This window comes from Streptomyces sp. NPDC002785 (genome assembly GCF_040295565.1).
Lineage (GTDB): Bacteria > Actinomycetota > Actinomycetes > Streptomycetales > Streptomycetaceae > Streptomyces.
In genome coordinates this window covers 23,854-30,967 of record NZ_JBEOVN010000077.1, presented here as the reverse complement: position 1 = coordinate 30,967, position 7,114 = coordinate 23,854, and the positions used below count along the sequence as shown (strand labels likewise).

Sequence of the window (7,114 nt, the reverse complement as noted above, 5' to 3'; positions counted from 1 at the left end):
GCTCTCGGCTTCGCTCGACCAGGGGAGACCCCATCCGCTTCCTTCCTCCGCCTTGCAATCGAAGCCGCATGACGCCGCTCGCTGATCCGCTCCCTGTCGTGGGTGAGGTCGTCCGCGGCCGTCAGCGACGAGGAAGGCGGCGCACCAGGTCCGGCAGCGGCCAGCGCCGATTGACCAGGAACACACCGCCGGCCAGCAGCACCAGGACGCCTCCGGCGATTCCCAGCGCGATCCCGACGCCCCCGCCCCCGCTGCCGCCGTCGGCGGCAGCGGTCTCGGTGGTGTGCGAGGGGCCGTTCCTGCCCTCGCCCTTCCCGTGCGACGCCGCGGGGCCCTTCCCGCTCCCTGTGCCTGTTCCGGTGGCTGCGGACCTCGGGGGCACCAGTTCGCCGACCGGGGTCACCTTGCCGCTCGCGTCGAAGCCCCAGTCGAGGAGGTCCGCGGCTTCCTTGTAGACGGCGTGGGGCTTTTCGGACGACGGATTCATGACGGTGACGAGCAGCACCTTGCCGTTGCGTTCGGCGACACCGGTGAAGGTGTTGCCCGCGTGCGTGGTGTAGCCGTTCTTGACGCCCGCGATGCCCTTGTACGGGGCGACGCCCGCGCCGGTGAGCAGCCGGTTGGTGTTCTGGATCTTGAAGCTCTCCCGCTTGCCGCCCTTCTTCTTCGCGCCGGGGAAGTCCGCCTCGGCCGTCGAGCAGTACTCCCGGAAGTCCGCCTTCTGCAGCCCGCTGCGGGCGAACAGCGTCAGGTCGTACGCGCTGGAGACCTGATCGGGCGCGTCGTATCCGTCGGGCGACACCACCTTCGTGTCGAGCGCCTGCAGCTCCTCGGCATGTGCCTGCATGTCGGCGACGGCCTTGGGAATGCCGCCGTACATCGAGGACAGCACATGCACCGCGTCATTGCCCGAACGCAGGAACACCCCGAGCCACAGGTCCTCGACCGTATAGCTGAGGTGTTCCTTGACGCCGACCAGGCTGCTGCCCTCGCCGACGTCGGCGAGGTCCTCGTCCTGGACGGTGTACGTCCGGGTCTTCGGCTGCAGTCCGGGCATCACGGTGTCCGCGAAGAGCATCTTCAGGGTGGAGGCGGGGGGCAGCCGCCAGTGCGGGTTGTGCGCGGCGAGGACCTGGCCGTTCTCCGCGTCCGCAACGATCCAGGACCTGCCCGTGAGGTCCTTGGGCAGCACCGGGGCTCCGGCCCCCAGCTTGACTTGTGTGCCGGTCCGGCCCAGCAGCTCGCCACCGACCCGGGACATACCGGCGGGTGGCTTCGGCTGCTTGCCGGGGGTGTCCTTGTCGACCGCCGATGCCGGGCTGATGACAAATGTGGACAACAAGGCGGCAGAGGTGATCGTCAACGCGATCTTCTTCAGAGCAGGCACGGTCGGAAACGTACAGGGCGAAGATATGAACGCGGGCACGGATGGCTTGAACCGCCGTGCGTAACGCCGGGACAGCCCACCCCGGGCGGCCTTGCCGGAGCGCGGCGGAGATACTGGGTCCATGAAGCTCAGCCGCCCCGTCTCCTGGTTCCTGCTCTGTTTCGGGGTGTGGAGCTGGTTCATCTGGATCACTTTCGTCAAGAACCTATGGAAGGACGGCAGTGGACTCGCCTTCGACGACGCGGGTGACCCGACTGCGTACTTCTGGGTGCATCTGCTGCTCGCCATCACGTCCTTTCTCCTGGGGACGGCCGTCGGTGTGATCGGGTTCCGCGGAGTCAGGGCACTGCGCCGCGAAGGTGCATAACAGGCCGTACGACGGGCGGGGGAGCGCAAGTGGCAGTGGTCGGTCTCGCGGTGACGGCGGTCGTGGTGCTCGCGCTGCTCGTAGGTGTGCACCGCTATCTGTGGCGCCGCTTCGTCGGTGACACGACGGCCGAGGGCAGCGCTCTGCGCAGAACCGGCACGGTGGCCGCGTACCTCCTGCCGCTGCTGAGCGTCGGCGCCCTGGTCTCCGGCCGTACGGGTGCGCCCTTCTGGCTCCAGCAAGTGCTGGCCTGGCCCGGGTACCTGTGGCTGGCCGCGCTGCTGTATCTGACGCTGGCCCTGCTGGTGGGTGAGGGGGTACGGCCGGTTCTGCGCCGGGTGCTCGCAGGCCGTGCGAATGAGTTGAATCGTCCGACGGCGACGAAAGTGCTCACGCCCGAGGCCGCCGACGTCCCCGCCGCGGACATCCTCGTCGCCGACGTCCCCGCCGCGGACATCCTCGTCGCGGACGCCCCCGTCGCAGACACCCTCGCAGTCCCCACACGCCGTCTATTCGTCGCGCGCGCCGTCGGGGGCGCCGCCGCCGTCGCCGGGCTCGGCACGGTCGGCTACGGGACGTACGGCGTGCTGCGCGGGCCGCGGGTCAAGCGGATCACCGTCCCGCTCGCCAAGCTGCCCCGCTCCGCGCACGGCTTCCGGATCGCCGTCGTCAGCGACATCCACCTCGGCCCGATCCTCGGCCGCGCCCATACCCAGCGGATCGTCGACACGATCAACCGGACCCAGCCGGATCTGGTCGCCGTCGTCGGGGATCTCGTCGACGGAACCGTCGCCGACCTCGGTCCGGCCGCGGAGCCGCTCGCGCGGCTGAGTGCCCGTCAGGGCAGTTTCTTCGTCACCGGCAACCACGAGTACTACTCCGGCGCCGCCCAATGGATTGACCACGTAAGGGAATTGGGGCTTCACCCCTTGGAGAATGCCCGGGTCGAGATCAATGGATTCGATCTTGCGGGCGTCAATGATATTGCCGGGAAGAGCGAGGGGCAGGGGCCCGATTTCGATCGCGCGCTCGGTGATCGGGACCGTACCCGCGCCGCCGTCCTCCTCGCCCACCAGCCCGTCGTCATCCACGATGCCGTCGCCCACGGCGTGGACCTCCAGCTCTCCGGCCACACCCACGGCGGCCAGCTCTGGCCGGGCAATTTCATCGCCGAGCTGGCCAATCCCACGGTCGCCGGGCTCGACCGCTACGGCGACACCCAGCTGTACGTCTCGCGCGGAGCGGGCGCCTGGGGGCCGCCCGTACGGGTCGGCGCACCTTCCGACATCACTGTCGTGGAGCTCGCCTCCCGGCACGCCTGACCCTCCGTCGAAGGCCGGTTGTGGACATGTGGGTCAACCCGAGGTTTCAAGTACCGAACAAAAGGCTATGAATCCCAGTTTTGCTCTTCCAGATGTGAAAATCGTGTGATTGGCTGAGCGCGAGCATGCGGTGATATGCGGATCTGAGCGCAACACCGAGGTGGGGCTGGTAAGGGAGAGCACGGCAATGCGGTCGATCCGACTACGGATTCTCGCGGTTCTCGCGGTTTTGGTCATCGCAGGCGTCGGCGCCTGGCAGCTGCTTCCCTCGGACGAGGTGAACAACGACCCGATCGCGGTCGGTACGACGGACGTAGTCACCTCGCTCGACCCGGCAGGTGCGTACGACGCCGGTTCCTGGGCGATGTACAGCAACATCTATCAGTCCCTCATGACGTTCAAGTCCGGGGCGATCGTCCCCGAACCCGACGCCGCCGAGAGCTGTGGGTTCATTGGCCAGAAGCTCCAGACGTACCAGTGCAAGCTGCGCGACGATCTGTTCTTCTCCAACGGTCGCAAGATGACCGCCGCCGATGTCAAGTACTCCATCGAGCGCATGATCAGGATCAAGACGGATGTCGGTCCGGCGGTGCTGTTCCCGAGCCTCAAGAACGTGGTGACCGAGGGCCGCACCATCACCTTCAACCTCTCCTCGCGCGATGCGACCTTCCCGCAGAAGCTCGCCACGGGAGCCGGATCGATCGTCGACCGCGAGACGTACCCGCCGAACAAGCTCCGGGCCGGAAGCACGGTCGACGGCTCGGGCCCCTACATCCTGAAGTCGTACCGGCCGGGCGCCACCGCCGAGCTGGTCCCCAATCCCCGGTACGAGGGTGCGCTGAGCAAGACCGGTGTCCCGGTCACCGTGCACTACTACAAGGGGTCGGAAGCACTCCTGGCGGCCTGGAAGGTCGGACAGGTCGATGTGACGCACCGCCAGCTGCCGCCGGCCACGCTCGCCGAGCTGAACCCCGGCGACCCCGATCTGCGCGTCACCGAGGCGGACAGCGCCGAAATCCGCAACCTCGTCTTCAACGTCCGCGACGGCTCCCCGTTCGCCGACAAGAAGGTCCGGCAGGCCATCGCGTCACTCATCGACCGCGGGCCGCTGGTGACCGATGTCTACAAGAGCACGGTCGAACCGCTCTACTCGCTGATCCCGCAGGGCTACATCGGGCACAGCACACCGTTCTTCGACGCCTATCCGTCGCCCGATCCCGCGCGCGCGAAGAAGCTCCTGGAGCAGGCCGGCGTGCAGACGCCGCTGCACTTCACCTTCGGCTACCGCGGCGGCGACGAGGCGTACGCGAACGAGACCGTGGAGCTGCGCCGCCAGCTGGAGGCGAGCGGCCTGTTCAAGGTCACGGTCAAGGCCGTCGAGTGGACGAAGTTCCAGAAGGAGTACGCGGTCGGCAAGTACGACGCGTACACCGTCGGCTGGTTCCCCGACTACCCGGACGCCGACACTTTCAGCCAGCCGCTGGTGGGCCACAACAACAGCCTCCACAACGGCTACTCCAGCAAGAAGATGGACGCCCTGATCGGCGCCACGCTGCAGTACAGCGACCGCAGCCGTACCTCGGCGGACTTCAAGGAGCTCCAGGCGCTGGTCGGTGAGGATGTGCCGCTCGTGCCGCTGTGGCAGAAGAAGGACTATGTCGTCAGCACGACCGATGTCTCCGGTTCGCAGTACCTCTCGGACGGCACCGGCCTCTGGCGGCTGTGGGAACTGAAGCGGATCTGACGGTCCGTCGCGCCGGACCCGGCGCGTACGACAGGATCCGAGGGGCGGTCGTCCCGGCACTGCCGGACGGCCGCCCCTCTGCCTTGGGCCTGCCTAGGCCCGATGCTTCGCGGCGCCGGGCAGGAACTCCTCCAGCACCTCGTGAATCTGCCGTACCAGCGGCCGCAGGACCCGGAACCGGGAGAGCGCGATGGCGCGGGCACCGATCGGGGCGGAGCGCTCGACCAGGCGACGGCTGCGTTCGGTGTGCTCCGTCCGATCGTACACCCAGTACAGCACCAGGCCCATCTGTATCAGCCACATCAACTGCGGTAGCAGTTCCGCCAGTTCGGGATCGGTCTTGGCATCGGAGCCGGCCAGGCACCGCCGGTGGATGGAGATCGCCGCCTCGCGGGCCGCGACCGAGTCCGCCGAGAACGGGCTGAGCGGGCTCTCCGGGTCGGCGGCGTTCTTGAAGAACTGGGCGGCGAAGCGGTGGTACGGCTCCGCCACGTCCAGCCACGTGAGCAGGACCCCGCGCATCCGCACCGCGAGGTCCTTGTCGCCGTCCAGGACCGGCTGGACCGCCGCTTCGTGTTCGGCGGCGAGCCGGTCGTAGAAGCCCTGGACGAGGTGTTCCTTGTTCGTGAAGTAGTAGTAGGCGTTCCCGACGGAGACGCCGGCCTCCTGGGCGATGGCCCGCATCGTCGTCTTGTCGTAGCCGCGTTCCTGGAAGAGCCGGAGCGCGGTTTCGAGGATGAGTGTGCGGGTCTGCTCGCTCTTGGGAGCCTTGACTTCCTTCACGTCCTTCGCTTCCTTCACCACAGTCCCGAGGGTATCCGCCCCGGTCAGTCCCCAGGTCCGGGGACCGTGCAGGAACCGTCCCCGTCGCCGCACGGTGTCGCGGTCAGCGACCGGTACTTCGCGGCGGCGAGCACGGTCGCCCGGGCGAACGGGCGGCCCGCCGGGGTGGTCAGCCAGTGGGACCTGGGCCGGTGTTCGGCCAGCGCCCAGAGGCAGACGATCCATGCGCTGGTCCCGCGGTAGATCTGCCCCCGGTCGCCGATCACCGTGATCTCGTCGAGCGTCCCGGCGTGGTCGAGCCCGGGGAAGCGGCGGCGCGCCTCCTCGGAGGCCGCAGGGACGAGATCGAGCGGGACGAGCTCGCCGAGGAGCAGGCCGACGGCGCCGGTCTGGAGGAGGGCGACCCAGACTCCCTTGCCGCCCAGCTCCCGGACGAACAGCGCCGGACCCACGGTCATCAGGACGGCCGCGGCGCCGTTCCGGACGGCGTGGGCGATCAGGCTCGTCCAGTACCAGTCGCGGCTGCGGACCTCGCTCCAGCCCTCCTTGAGGTCGCTGGGCAGGGACCGCCGGGGGATGGGTACGTGCCGGACCTTCGTGGCGGACAGCAGCGCGGCGCTCACCGCGAAGCTCGCGCCGTCCAGCACGAAGGCCCAGCCCGGACCCGGAGTCAGGATCAGGGCTCCGGCGACGGCCGGGCCGTCGAGCCGGGTCGCGCTGTTGACCACCGCCATCAGCGAGTTGGCGCGCAGCAGTCCCGACTCCGCCACGGTGCCGCGGATCAGTGGTGACACCGTCGGCATCGCGAACGCCCCGGCGGCGCCGCCGATCGCCTCGGCGACCGTGATCTGTCAGAGCGCGGGGGAGCCGCCGAGCAGCTCGGCGCCGACGAAGAGCCGTACGACGTGTCAGATGCTCATCGCGCGGGCCGTGTTGATCTGGGCCATCACCATGTGGAAGGTCTCCGGGCCCATCGCCGGGATCATCGTCGAGTGGTGCCTGCCACCGCTGGTCACCGAGACCTGGATGAAGCCGGTTGTCTTCTTCTCCTTCATCAGCAGGAAGAGCAGACCGACCAGACAGAGCAGCGCGAAGACGATCGCGAGCACGATCGCGACCGTCGGGATCTTCTCCTCGGTGCGCGACAGGTCCGTGGCCGTCCACACCGCGCCCTTGAGGGGCATCGTGCCGGCCGGTGTCACGATCTGGTCGTTCATGACGGTGATGTCGCCGAACGTCAGCATCGGCGCACCGCCGCCGGGCGGTGTGCCCGGCTGCTGCGGGAAGCCGTAACCGGGCATGGTCGGCTGGGCCGCCTGATTCGCGGGATAGCCGTAGCCGGGGCCGGGCTCGGCCGCGGACTCCGGCAGCTGCTGCGGGTAACCGTAGGCCGGAGTGCCCGCGCCGGCCTGGCCATCCGCGACGGTGGGCGGATTCCCCGGCTGCTGGGGAGGTCCCCACTTGTATGAGTCGTCCGCGTACGGATTCGGATCGCTCAACGTTCCCCGCTC

6 protein-coding genes and 2 pseudogenes are annotated in these 7,114 nt (G+C 68.6%); 3 read left to right on the top strand and 5 right to left on the bottom strand.

The window, feature by feature from the left end:
- Positions 1–121: 121 nt before the first annotated feature.
- Positions 122–1,387 carry a D-alanyl-D-alanine carboxypeptidase family protein gene (locus ABTZ94_RS19530; protein ID WP_351202304.1) on the bottom strand — a complete coding sequence of 422 codons (1,266 nt, stop codon included), beginning with the start codon at positions 1,385–1,387 and terminating at the stop codon, positions 122–124.
- Between the two features lie 121 nt (positions 1,388–1,508).
- Here ABTZ94_RS19530 and ABTZ94_RS19525 point away from each other — a divergent pair, with 121 nt between their 5' ends.
- The 3 genes from ABTZ94_RS19525 to ABTZ94_RS19515 all read left to right on the top strand — a co-directional run bounded on the left by ABTZ94_RS19525 (position 1,509) and on the right by ABTZ94_RS19515 (position 4,820).
- Positions 1,509–1,754 carry an SCO4848 family membrane protein gene (locus ABTZ94_RS19525; protein WP_351202303.1) on the top strand — a complete coding sequence of 82 codons (246 nt, stop codon included), beginning with the start codon at positions 1,509–1,511 and terminating at the stop codon, positions 1,752–1,754.
- A gap of 29 nt (positions 1,755–1,783) precedes the next feature.
- A complete protein-coding gene (locus tag ABTZ94_RS19520) occupies positions 1,784–3,076 on the top strand; it encodes a metallophosphoesterase (protein ID WP_351202302.1) in 1,293 nt (430 codons plus the stop codon).
- Between the two features lie 187 nt (positions 3,077–3,263).
- A complete protein-coding gene (locus ABTZ94_RS19515) occupies positions 3,264–4,820 on the top strand; it encodes an ABC transporter substrate-binding protein (RefSeq protein ID WP_351202301.1) in 1,557 nt (518 codons plus the stop codon).
- Positions 4,821–4,913: 93 nt separating this feature from the next.
- Here ABTZ94_RS19515 and ABTZ94_RS19510 read toward each other — a convergent pair whose 3' ends face one another.
- From ABTZ94_RS19510 to ABTZ94_RS19495, 4 genes and pseudogenes are all read right to left on the bottom strand, one after another.
- Positions 4,914–5,624 (bottom strand): TetR/AcrR family transcriptional regulator, encoded by a 711-nt coding sequence (locus ABTZ94_RS19510; protein ID WP_351202300.1) that lies wholly within the window; start codon positions 5,622–5,624, stop codon positions 4,914–4,916.
- Between the two features lie 23 nt (positions 5,625–5,647).
- Positions 5,648–5,965: pseudogene (locus ABTZ94_RS19505) on the bottom strand (hypothetical protein); the annotation flags it as partial.
- Positions 5,957–6,502, bottom strand: a pseudogene (locus tag ABTZ94_RS19500) (MFS transporter); the annotation flags it as partial. The pseudogenes ABTZ94_RS19500 and ABTZ94_RS19505, both read right to left, overlap by 9 nt.
- Before the next feature lie 9 nt (positions 6,503–6,511).
- Positions 6,512–7,102, bottom strand: a complete 591-nt coding sequence (locus ABTZ94_RS19495) for a hypothetical protein (protein WP_351202299.1) — start codon at positions 7,100–7,102, stop codon at positions 6,512–6,514.
- Positions 7,103–7,114: the final 12 nt, after the last annotated feature.

What these genes read in the sequence shown, in the direction of transcription:
- ABTZ94_RS19515 (WP_351202301.1), top strand. Translation starts at nt 3,264, where the DNA reads ATGCGGTCGATCCGACTACGGATTCTCGCGGTTCTCGCGGTTTTGGTC.
- ABTZ94_RS19525 (WP_351202303.1), top strand. Translation starts at nt 1,509, where the DNA reads ATGAAGCTCAGCCGCCCCGTCTCCTGGTTCCTGCTCTGTTTCGGGGTG.